19 protein-coding genes are annotated in these 21,083 nt (G+C 72.7%); 9 read left to right on the forward strand and 10 right to left on the reverse strand.

The annotated features are described in order from the left end of the window. The first annotated feature begins 114 nt into the window (after window positions 1-114). The 3 genes from ACFXKG_RS15795 (at window position 115) to ACFXKG_RS15805 (ending at window position 1,747) form a co-directional block, all read left to right on the forward strand. Window positions 115-507 (forward strand): hypothetical protein, encoded by a 393-nt coding sequence (locus tag ACFXKG_RS15795; RefSeq protein WP_384838140.1) that lies wholly within the window; start codon window positions 115-117, stop codon window positions 505-507. Window positions 508-610: 103 nt separating this feature from the next. After that, window positions 611-1,027 carry a hypothetical protein gene (locus ACFXKG_RS15800; RefSeq protein WP_384838142.1) on the forward strand — a complete coding sequence of 139 codons (417 nt, stop codon included), beginning with the start codon at window positions 611-613 and terminating at the stop codon, window positions 1,025-1,027. Between the two features lie 258 nt (window positions 1,028-1,285). Continuing rightward, window positions 1,286-1,747 (forward strand): pyridoxamine 5'-phosphate oxidase family protein, encoded by a 462-nt coding sequence (locus ACFXKG_RS15805; protein ID WP_384838145.1) that lies wholly within the window; start codon window positions 1,286-1,288, stop codon window positions 1,745-1,747. A gap of 132 nt (window positions 1,748-1,879) precedes the next feature. On the opposite strand, the gene ACFXKG_RS15810 is transcribed toward ACFXKG_RS15805, so the two are convergent. The 3 genes from ACFXKG_RS15810 to ACFXKG_RS15820 all read right to left on the reverse strand — a co-directional run bounded on the left by ACFXKG_RS15810 (window position 1,880) and on the right by ACFXKG_RS15820 (window position 3,767). Continuing rightward, window positions 1,880-2,365 (reverse strand): GNAT family N-acetyltransferase, encoded by a 486-nt coding sequence (locus tag ACFXKG_RS15810; RefSeq protein ID WP_384838148.1) that lies wholly within the window; start codon window positions 2,363-2,365, stop codon window positions 1,880-1,882. 245 nt (window positions 2,366-2,610) lie between these two features. Further along, window positions 2,611-3,069, reverse strand: coding sequence for a hypothetical protein (locus ACFXKG_RS15815; RefSeq protein ID WP_384838151.1), 459 nt, complete (start codon window positions 3,067-3,069; stop codon window positions 2,611-2,613). Beyond that, window positions 3,066-3,767, reverse strand: coding sequence for a SigE family RNA polymerase sigma factor (locus tag ACFXKG_RS15820; protein WP_384838154.1), 702 nt, complete (start codon window positions 3,765-3,767; stop codon window positions 3,066-3,068). The genes ACFXKG_RS15815 and ACFXKG_RS15820 overlap by 4 nt, the downstream gene beginning before the upstream one ends. Before the next feature lie 224 nt (window positions 3,768-3,991). Here ACFXKG_RS15820 and ACFXKG_RS15825 point away from each other — a divergent pair, with 224 nt between their 5' ends. The 3 genes from ACFXKG_RS15825 (at window position 3,992) to ACFXKG_RS15835 (ending at window position 6,379) form a co-directional block, all read left to right on the forward strand. After that, complete coding sequence (locus ACFXKG_RS15825) at window positions 3,992-4,378, forward strand: hypothetical protein (RefSeq protein ID WP_384838155.1); 387 nt, start codon at window positions 3,992-3,994, stop codon at window positions 4,376-4,378. A gap of 228 nt (window positions 4,379-4,606) precedes the next feature. After that, window positions 4,607-5,251, forward strand: coding sequence for a LysE family translocator (locus ACFXKG_RS15830; RefSeq protein ID WP_384838157.1), 645 nt, complete (start codon window positions 4,607-4,609; stop codon window positions 5,249-5,251). 135 nt (window positions 5,252-5,386) lie between these two features. Further along, the gene (locus ACFXKG_RS15835) at window positions 5,387-6,379 is read left to right on the forward strand and encodes an ABC transporter substrate-binding protein (protein ID WP_384838160.1); all 993 of its coding nucleotides are present in this window, start codon (window positions 5,387-5,389) and stop codon (window positions 6,377-6,379) included. Between the two features lie 44 nt (window positions 6,380-6,423). Here the strand turns inward: ACFXKG_RS15835 and ACFXKG_RS15840 are convergent, their stop codons facing one another. The 6 genes from ACFXKG_RS15840 to ACFXKG_RS15865 form a co-directional block, all read right to left on the reverse strand. Next, window positions 6,424-6,798 (reverse strand): ferric iron reductase, encoded by a 375-nt coding sequence (locus ACFXKG_RS15840; protein WP_384838163.1) that lies wholly within the window; start codon window positions 6,796-6,798, stop codon window positions 6,424-6,426. Further along, window positions 6,795-8,177: a lysine N(6)-hydroxylase/L-ornithine N(5)-oxygenase family protein gene (locus ACFXKG_RS15845; protein ID WP_384838166.1), complete on the reverse strand. Its 1,383-nt coding sequence runs from the start codon at window positions 8,175-8,177 to the stop codon at window positions 6,795-6,797. The genes ACFXKG_RS15840 and ACFXKG_RS15845 overlap by 4 nt, the downstream gene beginning before the upstream one ends. A gap of 82 nt (window positions 8,178-8,259) precedes the next feature. Beyond that, the gene (locus ACFXKG_RS15850) at window positions 8,260-10,098 is read right to left on the reverse strand and encodes a pyridoxal phosphate-dependent decarboxylase family protein (protein ID WP_384838169.1); all 1,839 of its coding nucleotides are present in this window, start codon (window positions 10,096-10,098) and stop codon (window positions 8,260-8,262) included. Further along, a complete protein-coding gene (locus tag ACFXKG_RS15855; protein ID WP_384838171.1) occupies window positions 10,095-11,504 on the reverse strand; it encodes a diaminobutyrate--2-oxoglutarate transaminase family protein in 1,410 nt (469 codons plus the stop codon). Before ACFXKG_RS15855 ends, ACFXKG_RS15850 begins: the two co-directional genes overlap by 4 nt. A 155-nt stretch (window positions 11,505-11,659) precedes the next feature. Continuing rightward, entirely contained in the window at window positions 11,660-12,898 is a 1,239-nt protein-coding gene (locus tag ACFXKG_RS15860) for an alanine racemase (protein WP_384838174.1), read from the reverse strand. 185 nt (window positions 12,899-13,083) lie between these two features. Next, window positions 13,084-14,190 (reverse strand): alpha/beta hydrolase-fold protein, encoded by a 1,107-nt coding sequence (locus tag ACFXKG_RS15865; RefSeq protein ID WP_384838176.1) that lies wholly within the window; start codon window positions 14,188-14,190, stop codon window positions 13,084-13,086. 295 nt (window positions 14,191-14,485) lie between these two features. Here ACFXKG_RS15865 and ACFXKG_RS15870 point away from each other — a divergent pair, with 295 nt between their 5' ends. The 3 genes from ACFXKG_RS15870 to ACFXKG_RS15880 are packed head-to-tail and all read left to right on the forward strand — an operon-like array spanning window position 14,486 to window position 19,726. Further along, entirely contained in the window at window positions 14,486-15,598 is a 1,113-nt protein-coding gene (locus tag ACFXKG_RS15870) for an LLM class flavin-dependent oxidoreductase (protein ID WP_384838179.1), read from the forward strand. A 2-nt stretch (window positions 15,599-15,600) separates the two neighbouring features. Beyond that, window positions 15,601-16,320 carry an FMN reductase gene (locus ACFXKG_RS15875; RefSeq protein ID WP_384838182.1) on the forward strand — a complete coding sequence of 240 codons (720 nt, stop codon included), beginning with the start codon at window positions 15,601-15,603 and terminating at the stop codon, window positions 16,318-16,320. Window positions 16,321-16,372: 52 nt separating this feature from the next. After that, window positions 16,373-19,726 carry an ATP-binding protein gene (locus ACFXKG_RS15880; protein WP_384838185.1) on the forward strand — a complete coding sequence of 1,118 codons (3,354 nt, stop codon included), beginning with the start codon at window positions 16,373-16,375 and terminating at the stop codon, window positions 19,724-19,726. A gap of 49 nt (window positions 19,727-19,775) precedes the next feature. Here ACFXKG_RS15880 and ACFXKG_RS15885 read toward each other — a convergent pair whose 3' ends face one another. Further along, on the reverse strand, window positions 19,776-20,966 hold the full coding sequence (locus ACFXKG_RS15885; protein ID WP_384838188.1) for a MerR family transcriptional regulator: 1,191 nt from the start codon (window positions 20,964-20,966) through the stop codon (window positions 19,776-19,778). Window positions 20,967-21,083: the final 117 nt, after the last annotated feature.

A 21,083-nucleotide genomic window follows, 5' to 3' on the forward strand; every position in this document is an offset into this window, starting at 1 on the left:
GTAAGGATTTTCCACCGAGCCCCCCGCCCACGATTCCGCGCCGCCAGGCCATTCCCCCCGGAGACCTCAAGCGAAGCGCACAACCCGGTGTACGCGGGCTTCTACTGGTCTCAGGTGGAGGACGAACCGGCGGTGGCCCGCGTGAGCATGGTCGTCCTGCCGCTCGCCGATCCTGCCCGGATCGTCGCGGCCGACTGGACCGACGGGTACAACGGCTACGAACCGGCACCGATGGACGAATACGCCGTCCTGTGCGGCGCCCCGTTCGACCCGATGCGCGTCAGCGGCCGCGATGCCGAGGACGATCTCCGCGAGGCCGAGCGGATCATCACGGCCGGTGACGGCGAGGGCCGTCGGGTCAACTACGCCGAGATCGTCACCGATCCGGACCGCCGTGGCAACGCCCTGTTCTTCCCGGTCGACGGGGAGGAACGAAACGGCTACGAGGCACAGGAGGATGACGGAACGGTCGTCTGCCTCGCCTTCACCGCCTTCGACCGGGACTAGGCCGTTTCGTTCGGATCACCGAACGCTTGGCATGTGATGTCGAGTGCGGCGCCTCCGGCGGCCTCTGTAGCCTGGCGGCGCTGTACGTCGGGGGGAGCTGACCGTGGAGAACATCCTTTCTGTGGCCATCGGGGCCGCTATCGGCCTCATAGGAGCGGTGTTCGGTTCGTGGTTCACCGCGCGCCGACAGGACCGCATGTGGCTCCGCGAACAGAAGCTCAAAGCCGGGGTCGGCTTCAACACGGCCATAGTTCAGCTACTGGACCACCTGAAGGAGACACGGCTGGGTGACGACGGTCCCGGAGCCAACGAGTTGGCGAACCAGATGCAGGAAGCACGCTCAGCCCTCTACCTGCTCTGTGCCGACGACACCGTCGACCTCGCCGATACTCTCGCGCATCGGGTCTGGAGCACCCGGCCCACCGACGGCAGCGACGACCGCCGGGCCGAGTTCCGAGAAACATTGGACCTCCTGCGTCGCTTCACCCACCAGCTCCGGCAAGAGATCGCCAGGTCATAGTCCCCGTTGGATCACCGGTCGGACCAGAGGAAGACGCCTGGGATGTGGAGTCCGGCCAGGTAGATGGCGACGGTCTTCTCCGGCCTGCCGCGCAAGAACTGCTGGACGATCGCGGAGCGGGTCGGGGAATCCGGCCGCCGGCCACCCTGAGCACCGAAGTCGGTCGCCCCGGGCCAAAAGCCGAGGGGGCATCGGTCGCCGGGAGTAGGTCCTGCGCCTCAGGCGTGCTGCACGCCCGCTTGGCTAGGGTCGGTTCTCATGGAGACCACGGGAGTCGTTCGCCGCCGGACGGCAGAGCGTATACGCGATGTTCTGGAGCGGCTTGTCACCGAGCGGGATGTATGGGTGTCGACGGCTCATCCTGATCACGGGCCGCACCAGGTGCCGTTGTGGTTCCTGTGGGATGGGCGAGCAGTGTGGATGTGCACCGGCGCCACTTCCGTGACTGCGCGGAACGTCCGCGAAGAGCCGCGCGTGCGCCTGGCGCTGCCGGACACCTTCGACGTGGTGCTCCTCCAGGGTGAGGCGGAGTGCTTCCCGGACCAGGAGGTGCCCGGGGACGCGGCGGAGGCGTTCACCGACAAGTTCGAGTGGGACCCACGCGGGGAAGAGGGTTCCTTCCTGTATGTACGCGTGGTCCCGAGGACTGTGCGCGCTTGGCGCGGCGAGCCGGAACTACGCGGGAGAGTCGTCATGCGCGACGGGATGTGGCTGGAGTAACGGCCGTCCCTCGCCGGCACGCCTCTCTCGGATCACGATCTACAGCTGGAGTACGAGGCGCTGTCCGATCGGGCCCCACAGGCCACCCCGACCACCCGAAGTCCTGGCCGCTCAACGCCGCGAACCTTCCCGTCAAGCGGGTGGAACCCGGCGGGCAGGAACCTCGAAGACGAGTTCACGACCGTCCTCCTCATCCCACTGCTCTCCGACCTCGACGAAGCCGAAGCCCGAGATCGTGGCCAGAGATGCCACGTTGTCGGGGCTGATCGTCGCCCGCACAGTCGTGACCGTGGCTTCGGCCGCTGCCCGGCGGAGCAACTCGATCAGCGCGGATCGGGCATATCCCTGGCGCCGGAAGTCGGGAGCGACGGAGTAGCCGATCTCGACCATGCCGATCTGATCAGGCGGTCCGTGGAACCCGGCATGCCCGACGACGAGACCGTTGTCGCCGACGATCGCCTGTCGCACCATCCACCGCGCCCGGCCGGGATCGGCGGCCATCTGGTCGAGCCGGAACCGCCATAGCCACCGCGCTCTGTCGGTCACGAAGTACTCGGTCAGCGAAACCCCGGCCACCCTGCCGGCTTCGGGCAGGTCACCATCGAGCAGAGCGGACATCGCTCCGCCGGACAGCTCGACAAAACGTACACATCTCGGGCTCCGCGTGAACGGTCCCCCGCAATCGGCTTCATCTGTCACCTACGGATGCTCGCCGACCAACCCACAGGGCGTCCAACGGTTTCGGCGCCAGGGACCCGTACGAGACGCCGCCCACCGGTACACCCACCAGTACCACCAGCACGTCGGCATCCTCACCGGGACCTACGCGCCCACACCCGAACAGACACTGAACAGGGTCCGGTTCACGGCTGGTCGGAAGTGGGGGGCGCGGGGGCGCCGGCCGGTACTTCGGTCTCGCTCCTCGGGACCGGTTGTACCGCCGAGGGGTCGGCGGACGGCGGGATCGGGATCGGGACCGGTACGCGCGACGGGTCCGGGTCCGGGGTGCGCGGGGACTCCGTCGGCTGCGTCGACTCGGTGGGGCCGGCCGGCTCCTGTGTCCGGCCCTGGTCCCTCGGTACGAGGACGAGTACGGCACACGCCACCACCGCGGCCAGGCCGAACGCCAGCAGCGCGGTGCGGCGCAGCCGTACCGGGACCGGGAAGCGCCGGCGCGGATACGTGGACGGCGGGGAGGCGCGGCGCAGGTCTCCGGGTCCGACCGTACGGGCCCCGGCCTCCAGCGCCTCCCGCAGCCTGCGTTCGAGCGCGTCGGGGCCGGGGCCCGGCCGCTCGCGGCGCGTGGGGGTCGTCGGGGTCATGCGGCTATCTCCAGCTTCCGGCCCAGGGCGTCCAGGGCCCGGCTCGCGGTGGACTTGACGGTGCCGCGCGACACGCCGAGGGCGTCGGCGATCTGGGCCTCGGTGAGATGGGACCAGTACCGCAGGACCAGCACCTCGCGCTGGCGCCGGGTGAGCGAGCGGAGCGCTTCGAGCACCTCCCGGTGCTCCTCGTGCAGCAGTACGTACTCCTCGGCGGCCGGGGCGTGGCCCTCCCGTTCGGGCACGTGCGCGCGTACGGTCCGGCGGCGGCGCAGCACGGAGCGCGCCGCGTTGACCACGCACGTACGGAGATACGCCTCCGGGTCGTCCAGGCCGGTAAGCCGTTCCCCGTACCTGCGGAACAGCGCGGCGAAGGCGTCCTGCACCACGTCCTCGGCCGTGGGGAGGTCGTCCACGAGGAGCAGGGCCAGCCGGACGAGTTGGAGCCGGCGGTGGTGGTAGAGGTCGTCGATGGTCGGGGCGCCGTTCCCCATACCGACGCCGATGCCGACGCCCTTACCGATGCCCGTACCGGTGCCGGGGCCCACGCCCGGGGTGGTGTGCGCCCGTTGCTCCCGTGGCCGGGAAAGGCTGCGCAGGAGCGCCCGCCATCTCCGGCGCGGCGGGGCCGGGGCCGAGACCGGGGCCGTACACACCGGACCGGCCTGACCGAACGGGTACGCCGCCGCTGTCGTCATGGGGCTCCTGCGCTGAGGGGGGTGAGGTGGTGGAGGTGGTGGAGGTGGGGCCGCCGGGTGATCGGGCCGGCAGCCCCTGTCGGGTGTGGAGCGGCCATGACCGCCGCTCCACACCCGGCTACCCCCGTGCGGCCTGCGGGTACGGGACCCCGTTCGCGTCCGCGGGGACCGGGACGGGGGCCGGGGCCTCGGTCGGCGGAACCGGCACCGGAACCGGGGCCTCCGTGGGCGGAACCGGCGCCGGGGCCGGGGCCTCGGTCGGCGGAACCGGCACCGGAACCGGGGCCTCCGTGGGCGGAACCGGGACCGGAGCCGGGGCCTCGGTCGGCGGAACCGGCACCGGAACCGGGGCCTCGGTCGGCGGAACCGGCACCGGAACCGGGGCCTCGGTCGGCGGAACCGGCGCCGGGACCTCCGTCGGCTCCGCCGGGACGGGGGCCGGGGCCTCCGTCGGCGCGACGGGGGCCGGTACGGGCGTCGCCGTGCCCGACGACTGGGCGGCGGCCATCGCGCCGCCCGCGGAGAGCGCGACCACGGCCGCGGAGGCCCCCAGCACCATGCGCATCCGGCCGCGGAGGGCGGCTCCTCGTACGGGGCGCGGGGAGCGGTGACGGTTGGACATGTGTTCCTCGAATCAACTCGGGTGGTGACTGGACTCGGGTACTGACCGGACTGGAGGCGCCTCCACCCGGACAGACGTGCGGCCCCGCCCGAGGTTGCGGGTCGGACGAGAATTGTTTTCCCGGGATCTGGATGCAGCCCCGGATGTAGCAGCGCTACATCCATCCATGAAGAACTGTTCGCTGGTGCTGAAGAGACTCGTCTTCGATGCTGGACGCATGATCGGAACGAACGCGGTCCTCGGCGTCACCGTGGTAGCCCTCGGCATGGTGCTCACTCCCGGGCCGAACATGATGTACCTGGTCTCCCGGAGCATCACGCAGGGCCGGCGCGCGGGGGCGATCTCCCTCGCCGGGGTCGCCGTCGGCTTCCTCGTCTACCTCAGCGCCGCCAACCTGGGCCTGTCGCTCGTCTTCCTCGCCGTCCCCGGGCTGTACCTGGCCGTGAAGCTCGCGGGAGCCGGCTACCTGGCCTGGCTCGCCTGGAAGGCGCTGAAGCCCGGCGGTCTCTCCGTCTTCGCCCCGCAGGAACTCGCGCCTGACTCCGCCCGGCGGCTGTTCTCGATGGGGCTGCTCACCAATCTGCTCAACCCGAAGATCGCCGTCATGTACCTCTCGCTCATCCCGCAGTTCATCGACATCGGGGCGGGACACGTCCTGTTCCAGGGGTTCGTCCTCGGCGGTGTCCAGATCGCGGTGAGCCTGGCCGTGAATCTGCTCATCGTGCTCGCCGCCGGGACCGTCGCGGTCTTCCTCGCCCGGCGCCCCGGGTGGCTGCGCGTCCAGCGGTACGTCATGGGCACGGTCCTGGGCGCCCTCGCCGTCAAACTGGCGACGGACCGCACGCCCGCCGTGACCACGTGATCCGACGTGAACCGGCGTGAACCGGCGTAATCCCGCGTGATCCGAAAGGACTTGTTGCACGCGGGACCCGATGGTTAGGTTTGCCTTACTTGGTCCGGGGCAGAATCCGGGCTGCCGTCGAGGAGGCCCACCACCGTGCCGACCACCGTGTCCACCGCCCTCACCCGCCGTATCACCGTGGCAGCCGCCGCCACCGCGCTCGCCGTCACCCTCACCTCCTGCGGCAGCGACGACGAACCGGCGGGCAAGGGCCAGGGCACCGACGCGGGCGCCGGCACGCACACCGTCGAGACCGTCATGGGCGACGTCCAGGTGAAGGACGCGCCCGGCCGGGTCGTCGTCCTCGACACCGACGCGCTCGACTCCGCCGTCACCCTCGGGATCACCCCGGTCGGCGCCACCACCGTCGTCGACCGGGCCCCCTTCTCCACGTACCTCCCCGCCGACCGGCTGAAGGGCGTCAAGTCCGTCGGGCTGATCGCACAGCCCAACCTCGAAGCGATCAACGCGCTGAAGCCGGACCTGATCCTGAGCAGCAAGGTCCGCGACGAGAAGAACTACAAGGCGCTCTCCGCGATCGCCCCCACCGTCTTCTCCGACACCACCGGCCCCTCCTGGCGGCAGAACTTCGAGCTGCACGCGGACGCGCTCGGCAGGAAGAACGAGGCGAAGAAGGTCGTCTCGGAGTACGAGGCGCACGTCAAACGGGTGACCGAGGCGCTCGGCGGGGCCGCGGAGGCACAGCGGCTCAAGGTCGGCTTCGTACGGTTCATCGAGGGCGCGGACACCCGGCTCTACCTCAACGACACGTTCGTCGGCTCCCTCTTCAAGGACCTCCGGGTCGGCCGCCCCGCCAACCAGGACAAGGACGGCTTCGCGCTCGACATCAGCCCGGAGCAGATCGACCGGGCCGACGCGGACGTCATCTTCTACTCCGTCTACGGGGACGCGAAGAAGTCCAAGGAGACGGAGACCACCGCGGGTCCGCTCTGGAAGAACCTGGACGCGGTGAAGAAGAAGACGGCCTTCAAGGTCAACGACAACCTGTGGATGCTCGGCATCGGCTACACCGGCGCCGGCCAGGTCCTCGACGCCGTGGAGAAGAGCTATCTCTCCGCGGATCGGTGACGGTCCGGTGACGGACCGGTAGGGCCGGGCCCGACAAGGTGCTGTCAGGCCGCCCGCGCCGGCGGGTTGCGGACCGTTCCGTGGCGGGCGCCGCCCCCGAAGCGTTCGCGGTTGGGGGTGGCCCGTGCGAACGACGGGGCGAGCAGCCCGAACGCCCCGGAACGGCCCGCCAGTTCGGGGAAGCGGGCGCGGTAGCGGTCGATCTCGGCCCGCACCAGCGCCCAGAACTCCCCCTCCGGTACGCCGAGACGGCCCGCCGCCAGCGGTCCGAGGAAGCGGAAGTGCCCGGTGAAGACCGTGCCGAGCAGCGAGTGCCCCAGCTCCTCCGCCGTCCGGCGCGGCGTACCGGCGGGGTGGTCCCGGGCCGCCGGCCGACGCCGCCCCGCTTCCGCCCATGCGTCGTACAGGGGACGGTTCATCGGGGACTCCCCTCCGGCCCCCCGGGAGACCCCGGGCCCGGGGCTCCGAAGGTCGTCCACGCCGCCCGCTCCGGCACCCGCAGCACCGTACGCCCCGCCACCGCGTTGAGGATCGTCGCCGCCCGCCACGCGCCCAGGGTCAGATCCGGGGCGCCGACGCCGTGCGTGTGCAGTTCCGCGTTCTGGACGTAGAGCGTGCCGGAGACCCGCGGGTCGAGCGCCACCCGGTAGTCGCCGTCGATGCGGTAACGGCCCCGCTCGTCCCAGTCCACCAGCTTGGCCAGACCGTCCAGGAAGTCGGGGCGCGCCGCCTCGTACCCGGTGGCCGAGACGACCGCCGACGTACGCACCTCGAACCGCTCGTCCTGCTCCGTGTGGCGGCACGTCAGCACGTAACCGTCGGCGCCCCGCTCCGCCGCCTCGACCGACACGCCCGGATGGAGCGCGGCGCGCGGCTCCGTGCCGCCGATCGTCCGCTCGTACAGCTCGTCGTGGATCTCGCCCAGCGTCTCCTCGCTGACGCCCTTGTAGAGCTGCCACTGCTCCCGTACGAGCCGCTCGCGGCGGGCCTCGGGCAGGGCACGGAAGTAGCGGATGTAGTCGGGCGTGAAGTGCTCCAGGCCGATCTTGGAGTACTCCATGGGCGCGAACGCGGGCGTACGGGCCAGCCAGCGCACGTACGGGCCGCCCGCGCCGCCGCCGTCCTGGTGGCGCAGCAGGTCGAGGACGACCTCGGCGCCGGACTGGCCCGCCCCGACGACCGTCACGTCGTCCAGACCGGCCAGCCGGGCCCGGTGGGCGCGGTACTCCGCGCTGTGCAGCACCCGGGGCCCGTCCCCTGTGCTGCTGTTGGTGTGTGCGTCGAGATACGGGCGCAGGGGCTCCGGGACGACCGGGTTCGTCCCGACCCCCAGGACGACCTGCCGCGCCCGTACGGACGAGACCGTGCCGTCGGCCGAACGGTAGGTCACGAGGAAGACATCGGCGCCCTCGTCCCACGCCAGCTCGGTGACGCGCGCGTCGAAGTGGCAGGACGGCAGGTTCTCGGTGACCCAGCGGCAGTAGTGGTCGTACTCGCGCCGGGGTATGTGGAAGCGCTCGGAGAAGAAGAACGGGAACATCCGGTCGTGTTCGCGCAGATAGTTGAGGTACGACCAGCGGCTGGTCGGATCCGCCATGGTCACCAGGTCGGCGAGGAAGGGGACCTGGAGGATCGTTCCTTCCAGCAGCAGTCCCGGATGCCAGGAGAAGGCGGGCCTGGCGTCGAGGAAGAGCGTGCGCGGCCCCCCGGGAACGCCGTCCGCGAGGGCGGCCAGGGAGAGGTTGAACGGGCCGATCCCGACACCGACCAGGTCGTACACATCGTGAGAGGTCGTCAACGCAATTCCTCCATAGGGGAGTTGATGAACCCGGTGAGGGGCGGCGCCGGAGTCCGCGCTCCGGCGGTCTCCGGTGCCGGCCTCACCCCACCACACCTGCCTCTTGCACCTCTTCCGTCTCTCCTGCCCCTTGCGCCTCTTCCGCTTCCGCCCCTTGCGCCTCTTCCGCTTCCGCCCCTTGCACCTCTTCCGCCTGCCCGGCGGCGACGACCGCCGCCAGCAGCCGGTCGACGTCGTCGGCCGTGGCGTGCGGGTTGAGCAGGGTGAGCTTGAGCCGTACGCGGCCGGGGCCCTCGCCCGGCAGCTCCGTACGGCCGACGACGGCACGGCCCTCGCGCAGCAGCCGGCGCCGCAGCGCGGCGTTGATCGCGTCGCTCCGCGCCCCGTCCGCGACCTCGTCCCCCGCAGTCGGCACGTAGCGGAACAGGAAGGCGGTCAGCACCGGTTCGGAGTGCAGCTCCAGCCGCGGATGGTCCCGTACGCCCCGGGCGCCCGCGACCGCCAGCTCCCGGCAGGCGTCGACCAGCCGCCCGAGCCCGTCCCTGCCCAGCGCCCGCAGCGTGACCGCGATCTTGAAGGCGTCGGCGCGCCGGGTCGTACGGAGCGACAGGCCGAGCAGGCTCGGGTAGCCGGCCTCCTCGTCGTCCACCGGGTTGAGGTAGACCGCCCGGCGCGCGAGCGAGGCGTACGTCTCCGACTCGCGGACCAGGAAGATCCCGGCCGCGGCCGGCTGCCAGCCGAGCTTGTGCCAGTCCAGGGAGACGGAGTCGGCGAGCGCGAGCCCGTCCAGCAGCGGCGCGAGCCGGTCGGAGAGCAGGGCGCCGCCGCCGTACGCCGCGTCGACGTGCAGCCAGGCGCCGTGCGCGGCGGCGAGGGCGGCACACGCGCGCAGCGGGTCGATGGCGCCGGTGTCGGTGGTGCCCGCGGTGGCGACGACGGCGACGGGCAGTTCGCCGCGCTCGGCGCAGCCGTCGAGCGCGGCGGCCAGCGCGGCCGGATCCATGCGCAGTTCGTGGTCGACGGGGACGGCGAGCACCGCGTCCTCGCCGAGCCCGAGGAGGGCGGCGGCGCGCTGTACGGAGAAGTGCGCGGCGGCGGAGGCGAGGATGCGCGGCCGCCCGGCGGGGCCCGGCCCGGCCGCGCCCGGAGGTTTTGCCACGCCGGAGAGTTCGATCTGGCGGCCGGTCGCGGCGCCGAGGACCCGGTCCCTGGCGAGCATCAGGCCCATCAGGTTCGACTCCGTACCCCCGGAGGTGAGCACCCCGGCGGCGCGCGCGTCGTCGTACCCGACGAGCCGTGCCATCTCTTGGAGCAGCAGCGTCTCCAGGGTGGTCGCCGCGGGCGCCTGGTCCCAGGAGTCCTGGGAGGGGTTGAGCGCGGAGACGGCGAGATCGGCGGCGACGGCGATCGCGAGGGGCGGGCAGTGCAGATGCGCGGCGCACGCGGGGTCGGCCGGGTCGGCGCTGCCGTGGGCGAGGAGTTCGGTGAGCCGCGCCAGCGCGGCGGCGCCACCGGGCCCCGCGCCGGCCGCCGGCCCGCCCGCTGTCACGTCCTCCGTCGCGGAAACGCTCGCGGACGCGCTCGCGGACGCGCTCGCGGACGCGCTCGCGAGGGCTTCCGCGACCGAGGCCGCGATGGCCTCGGGGCGGCCGGGCGCGACGGGTCCGTCGCGCCGCTTGGCGCCCTCGGTGAGGGCGGCGAGGACGGTCGCGACCAGGGGTTCCAGGGCGTGGGAGCCACCGGGCCCGCCGGAGAGCGGCGCCCAGCCGCTCTCCCCGCCCACCTCTGCCACCTCGGCCGCCTCGGCCGCCTCGGCCGCCTCACCCACCTCGCCCGCCACCCGCGCCCGCATTTCCGTCCGCTTCGCCGTCCGCTTCGCCGTCTGCGTCCCCGCCCGCGTTTCCGTCCGCGTTTCCGTCATGCCTGCCGTCCCTGGCCCGCGGCCCGGCGCGGCGCGTCCTTCGTGGCCGTCGCGATCGCGTCCGCCAGCCGGTCCACCACCGCCTCCGCCTGCTCGTCCGTGATCACCAGCGGCGGCAGCAGCCGTACGGTCGCGTCGAACCGCCCGCCCAGTTCCACGATCAGCCCCCGGTCGAGACAGGCCGCGCGCACCCGCCCGGCCAGCTCCGCGTCGGCGGGACGGGCGCCGCAGGAGTCCGACGGGCCGTCCGGGTCCACCAGTTCGACGCCGATCATCAGGCCGCGCCCCCGTACGTCGCCGATCGCCGGGAGCTCCGCGCGCAGGCCGTCGAGCCGCGCCGTCATCCGGGCGCCGACGGTCGCCGCGCGTTCGCTCAGGCCTTCGGCGGTCACGAACCGCAGCGTCGCCGCGCCCGCCGCCATGGCCAGGGTGTTGCCGCGGAAGGTGCCGGTGTGGGCGCCGGGCAGCCAGCCGTCGTAACTCTCGTCGTACACGATCACGGCCATCGGCAGCCCGCCGCCGATCGCCTTCGACATGACCAGCACGTCCGGGGTGATCCCGCTGTGCTCGACGGCCCAGAAGGCGCCCGTGCGCCCGACGCCCGTCTGTACCTCGTCCACGATCAGCGGAATCCCGCGCTCCCGCGTGATCCGCCGCATCTCGCGCAGCCAGGAGTCCGGCGCGGGCACCGCCCCGCCCTCGCCCTGCACCGCCTCGACGATCATCGCGGCGGGCGGGACGACACCGCCCGCCGGGTCGTCGAGCAGCCGCTCCGCGTACGTGGCGGCGAGGGCGGCCCCGCGCTCGCCGCCGATGCCGAACGGGCAGCGGTACGCGTACGGGTACGGCAGCCGCGTCACCTCGGCCCCGCCACCCGCGACCCGTTCCTTGACGGCGACGCTGCCGGTCACGCCGAGCGCGCCCGCCGTCATGCCGTGGTACGCCCCGGTGAACGCGAGCAGTCCGCTCCGCCCGGTCGCGGTCTGCGTCAGCTTCAGGGCCGCCTCGACCGCGTCCGTACCGGCGGGTCCGCAGAAGTGGACACGGGCGCGGTCGGCGAGGCCGGGCGGCAGGGTGGCGAAGAGGGCGTCGGTGAAGTCGTCCTTCTCGGGGGTCGCCAGGTCGAGGACGTGCAGGGGCGCCCCGCTGTCCATCGTGCGCCGGACGGCCTCCAGCGTGACGGGGTGGTTGTGGCCGAGCGCGAGGGTCCCCGCGCCGGAGAGGCAGTCGAGATAACGGCGGCCGTCCGTCCCCTCGACGGTCATGCCCGAGGCGCGGGCGGGCACGATCGGGAACGAGCGGGCATAGGTACGTGCCGAGGACTCCCGGGCGCGCTGGCGCCGCAGGATGCCGTCCGCGGCCGCGGCGGCGGCCGGGACGGGCAGGGTGACGGGGGGCACGGTCATGACACGACTCCGGAGATACGAGGAGGGCAGACGGAGCGGATACGGACGCGGACACGTACGCGGATACGGATACGGATACGGATACGGATACGGATACGGATACGCACTTGTACGCGGATGCGGATGCGGACAGGTACGCGCATGCGGATACGGGCTCAGAGCAGATACCGCTCGGCGACGGGGTGGCCGAGGAAGGAGTGCGGGGCGAACTCCCAGCCGTACGAGCCCGCGCAGGGGAAAACGATCAGATCCCCCGCGCGTACCCGGTCGATCAGGACATCACGCAGAAGGGTGTCCTCGGGAGTGCACAGCTCACCGACGACGGTGACGCGCGTGTTCTCGGCCACCGGGCGCGGACACTCCTCGTCCCACCGCTCGACGGGCAGTACGGCCACGTTGTGGACGGCGTCCCGGGATATCGGAAGCTGGAAGTGGTGGATGCCGCCGCGCAGCACCGCGTACGTCACGCCGTACGACGTCTTGACGTCGGTCACCTCGGCCGCGTACCAGCCGCAGTCGGCGACGAGGAACCGGCCGGGTTCGAGGATCACCTTCACCCCGGCCGGAGGCTCGGTACGGCGGACGAGTTCGCCGAACCGGACGACGTCGAAGGGGAGTTCGCCCCCGGCGGGGACGCCGATGCCGCCGCCGACGTCGACGTGCCGCAGCTCGATCCCCGCCGCCCGGGCCGTCGCCGCGCTCCACTCCACGCACCAGCGGAGATAGTCGGCGTGGGCCTCGGCGTCGAGGTTGCCCGACGCGGCGTGGATATGGAAGCCGACCAGGTCGATACCGGGCAACGCACGTGCCTCGCACAGCACTTCGGGTACGTCGGGCTCCGCGACGCCGAACTGCGACACGACGCCCCGGGCCAGCGGCGTCCCGGCCGGGTTGACGCGCAGCGCGACGCGCGCGGTGACCCCCTCGGCGACGGCGATCCGGCTGATCCGGTGGAGTTCGAGGATGCTCTCGGCGTTGATGGCCTCGACGTCGGCGCGGACGAGGGAGGTCAGTAAGGAGACGGGCTTGGCCGGGCCCGCCGCGACGACCTGGACGGACGTGCCGGCCGGGAGGTCGGCGCACGAGCCCGCGTACAGGGCGAGTTCGAGCTCCGCGGCGGAGGCGACCTCGAAGCCCTCGACGTACGGGGCGAGCGCCTCGACGATGCCCGGGTACGCGTTGGCCTTGACCGCGTAGTAGACGGACGCCCACTCCGGCAGCGCGGCCCGCAGCTCGCGCGCCCGCAGCGCGGCGATCTCGCTGTCGTACACGTACGACGCCACCGGCTCCCCGGCCGCGGCCAGTTCGAGCAGCCGGTCACGGACCGGGGCGGGGAGGACGTCGACCGGGTACGAGGAACGCGGCGCGGCGGAGGGCGGGAGCTGTACGGTCACGGCTGGCACTACCTCGGAGTGGGGGGTGCTGCGGAAAGGGCACATGCCCAACAGCTTGCACCGCAAAGGTTTTGCTGAGGAGCCGTCAGGGACTCCCACCGGAAGGTTAGGCGAGCCTAACCTAACTTTCCACTCCACAGAGCGCCGGGCGCCCCCCACCACGCACGGACGGGGGACCTGAAACGCTACCCGACGGCCCCGGGTACCGGGCCCCGCATGTGGGCGCTGATCCACTGGATCAGGCCGCCGTCGACCAGGTTCGGCACGTACGTACGCGCGTTGTGCCCGCCTCCCCGGATCACGCTGAGCCTGGTCCTGACCGGCCCCCTCGTGTACGTCCGTACGAAGTCCTCGACCTTCGGCCGGGCGCGGGCGTCCGAGCCGGCCGTGCCCACCTGGAAGGCGAGGAAGACCTCGGGGCCCCCGGCCTCGACCAGCGCCGGGGCGAGGACCCGCGGGTCGTTCGCGCGCCGCTGCCGCTCGTGCCCGGCCCACAGCCGGGAGTCCGGCACGATGTCCGGGCCGGAGGCGATGGCCGCCTTGAACCGGCGGGGTTTCTGGAGCACGGACTTCAGGGCCGCGAATCCGCCGGTGGACGACCCCATGACCGCCCAGCCGTCGCGCGACCGCAGGGTGCGGAAATTGGCCCTGACGAGGTCGGGTACGTCCTCCGTCAGCCACGTCCCCATCTTCGGCTGCCCAGGGATGTCACTGGCGTCCCAGTACAGCCCGCCGGTGTCGGGACGGGGGTTGAGCACCGGCATCGCCAGGATGAAGGGCAGGCTCCGGCCCTCCTTGGACCACTTGGCGATGCTCGCCTCCAGTTTCAGATCCGTGCCCATCCAGTAGTTGACGGGGTAGCCGGCACCCCCGGGCAGCGCGATCAGCACCGGGAACCCGCTCCTCGCGTACGCCGGGTCCTTGTACTGCGGCGGCGCCCAGACCCAGACCCGCCCCGTGAATCCGGATTTCCTCCCCTTCAGCGTCGTGACGGCGATCTTGGACCCGTCCTCGGGAACGGTGGCCGCCACGGAGAAGGCGGCGGCAGGGCCGGTCGGCATCCGCACCTCGGACGCGCCGGCCGTCACCCCGGGGCGCCGGCCGCCGTCACCGCCGCTCACGGCCGGGGCCGGGGACAGGGGCACGTTCCCCTCCGTGGCGAAGCTGATCGGGTCGCCCGTGTCGGAGAAGACCCCGAGAGCGTCGAGCACGGGCCGGGCGACCAGCCCGAGCGCGACGGCCAGGACCACTCCGAGGGCCCACAGGCGGCCCCTGCGGCAGAGGTGCGACATCGGCGGTTCTCCTCGGGGCGTGCCGGTCCGTTCCACCCATCGAGAGGGGCATCGCGCGCCAAAGGGTTCCAGATGGACCAGATTGATATGACAAATCTACGTAAAGTGACCTGCCGCCTGACCTATCGCCTGACCTATCGCCTGACCTGTCGCCGCCGAGCGGCGGACCCGGAATAGATTCCGCACCCCCTGCCGTTGTAAGGTTCGGAAAGAAAAGTTGAAGCTTCAACTAAAGCGTTGAAGTACTGAGCCGGTCCACCGAGGACGAAAAGGCGAGAGGCAAGAGGTGAGCTCGATGCAGTTCGGGATCTTCACAGTCGGCGATGTCACGACCGACCCGACGACCGGACGTACGCCGACCGAGCACGAGCGGATCAAGGCGATGGTCGCCATCGCGCAGAAGGCCGAGGAAGTGGGACTGGACGTCTTCGCGACGGGCGAGCACCACAACCCGCCGTTCGTGCCCTCCTCGCCCACCACCATGCTCGGCTACATCGCGGCCACCACCGAGCGCCTGATCCTCTCCACCTCCACCACCCTCATCACCACCAACGACCCGGTGAAGATCGCCGAGGACTTCGCGATGCTCCAGCACCTGGCCGGCGGTCGCGTCGACCTGATGATGGGGCGGGGGAACACCGGGCCGGTCTACCCCTGGTTCGGGGAGGACATCCGGCAGGGCATCCCGCTCGCCGTCGAGAAGTACGCCCTGCTCCACAAGTTGTGGCGCGAGGACGTCGTGGACTGGGAGGGCAAGTTCCGTACGCCGCTCCAGGGCTTCACCTCGACGCCCCGGCCGCTGGACGGGGTCCCGCCGTTCGTCTGGCACGGGTCGATCAGGTCGCCGGAGATCGCCGAGCAGGCCGCCTACTACGGGGACGGCTTCTTCGCCAACAACATCTTCTGGCCCAAGGGGCACTTCCAGAAGCTGATCAACCTCTACCGCAGGCGGTACGCGCACTACGGCCACGGCACCCCGGAGCAGGCGATCGTCGGCCTCGGCGGCCAGGTGTTCCTGCGGAAGAACTCGCAGGACGCGGTACGGGAGTTCCGGCCGTACTTCGACAACGCGCCGGTGTACGGGCACGGTCCCTCCCTGGAGGAGTTCACCGAGCAGACCCCGCTCACCGTGGGCAGCCCGCAGGAGGTCATCGAGAAGACGCTGTCCTTCCGGGAGAGCTTCGGCGACTACCAGCGCCAGCTCTTCCTGATGGACCACGCGGGACTGCCGCTGAAGACGGTGCTGGAGCAGCTCGACCTGCTCGGCGAGGAGGTCGTCCCCGTACTGCGCAAGGAGTTCGCGAACCTGCGGCCGGCCGGGGTGCCGGACGGACCGCTGCACCCGGCCGTCTCCGCATCCGAGAAGAACGTGACCGACAAGGCCGTGAACGAGAAGAAGGGGGTCTGACGATGACCACAGCGCCGCTCGCCTCCGTCACTGTGGAGCCGTTGAGGCTGGTCGCCGTGTCGGCCGGGCTCGGCAAGCCGTCCTCGACGCGCCTGCTGGCCGACCGGCTGGCGGAGGCGTCGGTGCGCGCCCTCGCCGCCGAGGACCGCAAGGCCGAGGTCCAGGTCGTCGAAGTGCGCGAACTGGCCGTCGACATCGCGAACAACCTGGTCACCGGCTTCCCTTCGGCCGCGCTCGGCGCGGCGCTGGCAGCGGTGAGCGGCGCTGACGGGGTGATCGCGGTGACGCCGGTGTTCGCCGGTTCGTACAGCGGGCTGTTCAAGTCGTTCTTCGACCTGGTCGAACCCGACGCGCTCACCGGGACGCCCGTGCTGCTCGCGGCCACCGGCGGGACCGCCCGCCACTCGCTCGCGGTGGAGCACGCGATGCGGCCGCTGTTCTCGTACCTCCACGCGCTGACCCTGCCGACCGCCGTGTTCGCCGCGACGGACGACTGGGGCGCGGGCGCCGACACCCACGCGGGCGGGCTACCGGCCCGGATCGAACGGGCGGGCGGGGAGTTCGGCCGGCTGCTCCAGGGGCGGACGGCACGCGCGGCAGGCCCTGGCGGTGCGGGAGGCACGGGAGGTGCGGGAGGCCCGGGAGGCCCAGGAGTCGTGGGAGGCGGGAGCGACGATGAGGTGGTTCCCTTCGAGCAGCTTCTCGCGAACGTGACGCGCTGACCCGATCGGCGAACGAGGGCCCGTTGTCAGTGGGGCCTCCTATCGTTTGGGTATGACCCCTGCTCTCATCGGGCGTGACCACCCCATGGGTGTCCTCCGGGCGGAGATCGCCCGGACGGCGGACAGCCATGGGGGACTCACGCTGGTCACGGGGGAAGCGGGCATCGGCAAGACCGCGCTCGTCACACGGGCCGCGCACGAGGCGCGGCGGCGCGGGGCGCTCGTCGTCGGCGGCTCGTGCTGGGACTCCGACAGCGCGCCGGGTTACTGGCCGTGGGTGCAGGTGCTGCGGGGGCTGCGGCGCGGGGTCGGTGAGGAGCGCTGGGCGGAGGTCGAGAGCGCGGCGGGCGGGCAGCTCGCGGTGCTGCTGGGCGAGCCCCCGTCCCCGGCCGGGCTCCCGCCCCCGGATCCGGCTCCCGCTCCGGACCGGGACCGGGACGAGGACGCCTTCGCGCCGGACCGGGAGGACGCCTTCGCGCTGTACGACGCGGTGACCACGGCCCTGGTCACCGTCTCGCAGGACCGCCCCGTCGTGGTCGTCCTGGACGATCTGCACCGGGCGGACAGCGCCTCCCTCCGGCTCCTCGAATTCGCCGCGCAGCACGCCTGGTTCGAGCGGCTGCTGCTCGTCGGGGCGTACCGGGACGTCGAGGTGGAGGCGGCGGACCATCCGCTCCAGCCGCTGATCCTCCCGCTGGTCGCGCGCGCGACGACGACGGTGACGCTGACGGGGCTCGACCGGGACGACGTGGGTGCGCTGCTCGCGCTCACCGCCGGGCGGGAGCCGGACGCCGCCGTCATGGACGAGGTGCACCTGCGGACCGGCGGCAATCCCTTCTTCGTCGAGCAGACGGCCCGGCTCTGGTGCAGCGGCAGCCCGCTCTCCGCGGTGGCGCCCGGGGTGCGGGAGGCGGTCCGCAGCCGGCTCGCCCAACTCCCGCCGCCGGTGCACGCGTTACTGACCTCGGCCGCCGTGCTGGGCCGGGAGTTCCACCGCGGGGTGCTGGCGGGCGTCGTGGCGGAGCCGGTGCCGCGGGTGGACCGGCTGCTGGAGCGCGCGGTGGCGGCCCGGGTGGTGGTGGGCGCGCGGTCGGGGCGGTTCGCCTTCGCGCACGATCTCGTACGGGAGGCGCTGTACGAATCGCTCCCCGCGCCGGACGTACGGCGCCGGCACGCCGCGGTCGTCCGCGCCCTGGACGCCGATCCCGCCCTCAACGCCCATCTGCTCCCCGCCGAGCTGGCCCGGCACGCCTATCTGGCCGGCGCCGCGCTGGAGCGTGACCGCAGGCTGGACCTGCTGCTGGCGGCGGCCCGGGACGCCTCCAGCAGGCTGGCCGGCGAGGAGACCCTCGGCCACTACCGGCGCGCGTTGCGGATCGCCGAGGGGAGCGCGGAAGGAAGCACGGAGGAGAGCACGGAGGGAAATGCGGAGCCGGAACCGCTGCGGGCGCGGGCGCGGGCGAACGCGGGCGGGCCGGGCAGGACGGAGAGCGAGCCGGGCGGGCCGGAGCGGGGGGAGAGCGAGCCGGGCGATCCGCGCCGGGCCGTGCTGATCGCGCTCGACCTCGGCGGGGAGTTGCGGAACTACGGCGAGGAGGAGGAAGCCTGGCGGTACTTCGAACGGGCGGCGCTCCCGGCCCGCGAGCTACGGGACGCCGAGCTGCTGGCCCGGGTGGCGATCACCCTGCACCGGCGCGGCGGGGTCCCCGGGCACGAGGCGCAAACCGCCCGGCTGCTCCGGGAGGCCCACCGCACCCTGATCGGCGGCGAGGCCGATCCGCGGCAGCTCGACCCGGCGCAGCTCGCGCAGGAACTGACCGTGAGGTCCACGGCGTTGGCGCGCCGCGGGGAGGACGACGACGCGCTCGCCTTCTCGCTCTGGGCGCGGCACGACACGATCTGGGGCCTGGGCACGGCGGCCGAACGGCTCGCGCTCACGGACGAGATGGCCGCCATCGCCCGCCGCACGGGCGACCGTGACATGGAGGTGCACGCCACGGCGATGCGCTGGGTCACGCTGCTGGAGCAGGGCGATCCGCGCTTCCACGCGGAGCTGCGCGCGTATGTCGCGCTGGCCGAGCGGACGGGAAAGCGCCGCTTCGAGCTCGGCAGGGCCATCGACCTGTCCATGGCCGCGTCCCTCGCGGGCCGCTTCGACGAGGCGGAGGAACTGCTGGCCGAGGCGCTGGAGCCGTGGCGCGAGCACGCGCCGTACGGGTTCATCAGCGCGCACCTGGACTGGGCGCTCAAGCTGCTCCGGGGCCGTTTCGACGCGGCGCACGCGGTGGCCGGGGCGCTGGCCGGGCTGGGCCATCCGTATCCGCGGCTGCCGGCGGCGCTCACGGCACTGGAGCGCGGTGACACGGCGAGCGCCGTCCGGTATCTCCGGGAGACGGAGACCGGCGCCGATCCTCCCTTCCCGCGTGTCTTCGCCCCGCTGTGGCTGCGTTTCCGCGCCCAGGCGGCCGCCGCGTCCGGCGACGAGGCGCTGATCGACCGCGCGCGGGCCGCGCTCGCGCCGTACGCGGGCCAGTGGATGGTCTCCCTGTACGGCTGCGACATCAGCGGCCCCGTCGATCTCTGGCTCGGTGTGCTGGCCGCCGCGAGCGGCCGCCCGGACGAGGCGGTGACGGCGCTGACGGCCGCCCGCGACGCGGCGGACCGGCTCGGAGCGGCCCCGTGGTCGCACCGCGCGGCCACGGCCCTGGCCGCAGCCCTGCGCAGCCGCGACCACGACGGCAGCCGCTCCCCCTCGCACACAGCCACAGCCGCCCCCACCCCGGCGCCCGCGTCCACCGGGCCGCCCGCTCCCCCCTCCGTGCCGGTCCCCGCCGCCCGCATGCCGTCCCCCCGGGCCGAGTTCCGGCGGGACGGCACGGTCTGGGCGCTGGCCTTCGCGGGGCGGGCGATCCATGTGCCCGACGCCAAGGGGCTACGGGACCTGCACACGCTCCTCGGCCACCCGGGCACCGACCTGCCCGCCGGGGAACTCCTCGCCCCCGAGGGCGGCCGCGCCGTGGCCGCGACCCGGGCGCTGGGCGGCGACGCGGTACTGGACGAGGCCGCCAAGGCCGCCTACAAGCGCCGGCTGGCGGAGCTGGACGAGGAGATCGACCGGGCCTCCGTCCGCGGGGACACGGACCGCGCCGCCGAGGGCGAACGGGAGCGGCGGGCCCTTTTGGACGAGCTGCGCCGGGCGGCGGGGCTCGGCGGCCGGACCCGGCGTCTCGGCGACGAAGCCGAGCGGGCCCGCAAGACGGTCACCGCCCGGATCCGGGACACGCTGCGCAAGCTCGACACCCTCCACCCCGAACTCGCCGCCCACCTGCGGGCGTCGGTGTCCACGGGCACCACCTGCGCCTACCGCCCCGCCCCCGCCACCCCACCCCTCACCTGGCACCTCTGACCGGCCCCGGCCCCGGTCCCGCCCTCGGCCCCGGCCCCGGCCCCGGCACTCACAGCGGTACGACGTCCGCCACCACGCACGCGATGTTGTCCGCCCCTCCCGCGTGACGGGCCAGCTCGATCAGCTCCCGCACGGCCGGCTCGGGTCCGGCGGCCGCGGCGACCGTGCCGCGGATCACGTCCGCGTCCACCGCCGTGAACAGCCCGTCCGAGCAGAGCAGATACCGGTCGGCGGCGCGCACGTCATGGACGCGCAGTTCGGGCCGGGCCATCTCCTCGCTGCCGTCGAGCGCCCTGAGCAGCATGGCCCGCTGAGGGTGCGAGGCCGCTTCCTCGGGGCTGAGGCCGCCCGCGTCGATCATCGACTGCACCACGGTGTGGTCATGGGTGATCTGGAAGAACTCACCGTCGCGCAGCAGATAGGCGCGGGTGTCCCCGACATGGACCAGCGCGAGCCGCGAGCTGGTCCACAGCAGCGCCGTGAGCGTCGTGCCGGAGTCGACGAACCCGTCGACGGCCCGGTTCGCCTCCTCCACCGCCTCGGCGAGAGTGCTCAGCAGGTCGTCCCCGTCCCGGGCCTCCGGTCCCGTCCCGGGCAGCGACTTGAGCACCTCGACCGCGGCCTCGGACGCCGGGGCGCCCTCGCGCCCGTAGCCGTCGGCGACCGCCAGCAGCCGCGCACCCGCGTACGCCGTGTCCTGGTTGGTCTCCCGGACCAGACCCCGATCGGATCGCGCCGCGTACCGGAGGCCGAGCCGGGCGGCGGGAGAAGACGCGGACGAGGAAGTGACCGTAGAGGGGGACGAAGAGATGGACGAAGAGGGAGACGAAGAGGTGGAAGGGAGTTCGGATGATGACATGGCGGTGACGTCCTTCCCTGCCGGATTCCCCGACAGATGGCCGATGAGGAAGGTCGCCAGGTCCCGGCGGGCGGCCGTCTCGGCCTCCACCTGGATCCAGTACGCCCCGATGTCCCGCGCCGCGGCGTCCGCGTCCGTCTCACGGAGGTCGCACACGTACCGGATACGGGCCAGCGGCATCCCGATCCGCCGCAGCCACGCCACCAGCCGGGCCCGGTCCAACTGGGTCTCTTCGTAGTACCGGTAGCCGGTGTACGCGTCGACCCGGGCCGGTCGCAGCAGCCCCAGCTCGTCGTAGCGCCGCAGCGCCTTCGCGGACAGCCTGGACACACGGGCGAACGCACCGATCGTCAGCGAACCGGGATCCGGCGCCGGGCCCATGCTTCCTCCCTCGTACCGGGCTCCGTGCCCGGCCCCACCGATGCTGGGGCTTCCCCGCGGAGGAAGGTCAAGGGAGCGGTGAGCGTGGGCCGGTGAGCCCTGCGGGAGCGGCAGCGC

Source organism: Streptomyces sp. NPDC059255 (genome assembly GCF_042752355.1).
In the GTDB taxonomy this organism is placed as follows: Bacteria; Actinomycetota; Actinomycetes; order Streptomycetales; family Streptomycetaceae; genus Streptomyces.

What these genes read in the sequence shown, in the direction of transcription:
- ACFXKG_RS15805 (WP_384838145.1), top strand. Translation starts at nt 1,286, where the DNA reads ATGGAGACCACGGGAGTCGTTCGCCGCCGGACGGCAGAGCGTATACGC.
- ACFXKG_RS15810 (WP_384838148.1), bottom strand. Translation starts at nt 2,365, where the DNA reads ATGTCCGCTCTGCTCGATGGTGACCTGCCCGAAGCCGGCAGGGTGGCC.
- ACFXKG_RS15815 (WP_384838151.1), bottom strand. Translation starts at nt 3,069, where the DNA reads ATGACCCCGACGACCCCCACGCGCCGCGAGCGGCCGGGCCCCGGCCCC.
- ACFXKG_RS15820 (WP_384838154.1), bottom strand. Translation starts at nt 3,767, where the DNA reads ATGACGACAGCGGCGGCGTACCCGTTCGGTCAGGCCGGTCCGGTGTGT.
- ACFXKG_RS15830 (WP_384838157.1), top strand. Translation starts at nt 4,607, where the DNA reads ATGATCGGAACGAACGCGGTCCTCGGCGTCACCGTGGTAGCCCTCGGC.
- ACFXKG_RS15840 (WP_384838163.1), bottom strand. Translation starts at nt 6,798, where the DNA reads ATGAACCGTCCCCTGTACGACGCATGGGCGGAAGCGGGGCGGCGTCGG.
- ACFXKG_RS15850 (WP_384838169.1), bottom strand. Translation starts at nt 10,098, where the DNA reads ATGACGGAAACGCGGACGGAAACGCGGGCGGGGACGCAGACGGCGAAG.
- ACFXKG_RS15855 (WP_384838171.1), bottom strand. Translation starts at nt 11,504, where the DNA reads ATGACCGTGCCCCCCGTCACCCTGCCCGTCCCGGCCGCCGCCGCGGCC.
- ACFXKG_RS15865 (WP_384838176.1), bottom strand. Translation starts at nt 14,190, where the DNA reads ATGTCGCACCTCTGCCGCAGGGGCCGCCTGTGGGCCCTCGGAGTGGTC.
- ACFXKG_RS15870 (WP_384838179.1), top strand. Translation starts at nt 14,486, where the DNA reads ATGCAGTTCGGGATCTTCACAGTCGGCGATGTCACGACCGACCCGACG.
- ACFXKG_RS15875 (WP_384838182.1), top strand. Translation starts at nt 15,601, where the DNA reads ATGACCACAGCGCCGCTCGCCTCCGTCACTGTGGAGCCGTTGAGGCTG.
- ACFXKG_RS15880 (WP_384838185.1), top strand. Translation starts at nt 16,373, where the DNA reads ATGACCCCTGCTCTCATCGGGCGTGACCACCCCATGGGTGTCCTCCGG.
- ACFXKG_RS15885 (WP_384838188.1), bottom strand. Translation starts at nt 20,966, where the DNA reads ATGGGCCCGGCGCCGGATCCCGGTTCGCTGACGATCGGTGCGTTCGCC.